Source organism: Shigella sp. FC1544, from assembly GCF_001722145.1.
Lineage (GTDB): Bacteria > Pseudomonadota > Gammaproteobacteria > Enterobacterales > Enterobacteriaceae > Escherichia > Escherichia coli.
On record NZ_MECT01000525.1, the window covers coordinates 1 to 247 of the forward strand.

The window sequence follows — 247 nt, forward strand, 5'->3', positions numbered from 1 at the left end:
GGCGGTATACCATCCGGCCGCCACACAGCACGCATTCGAACGGGTCACGACTCAGGAACTGTTTCACCATTTGTGCATAGCACACTTTCGCCACTGGTTCCGGTTTATCCATCCCCAGAGCACGGTACACCTGCGGCAGCTTCTCTCCACACACCCGGTTGGCAAGGAACCCGAAGTACCTCACCATCTTAAAAAACTTCTCCGGGATGTGTAATGCCAGTCAGTTAAGCAACTGACTGGCTCTTTT

1 pseudogene is annotated in these 247 nt (G+C 53.4%); it reads right to left on the bottom strand.

The features are described from left to right. A pseudogene (locus tag BGK49_RS19350) lies at positions 1-220 on the bottom strand (transposase); the annotation flags it as partial. Positions 221-247: the final 27 nt, after the last annotated feature.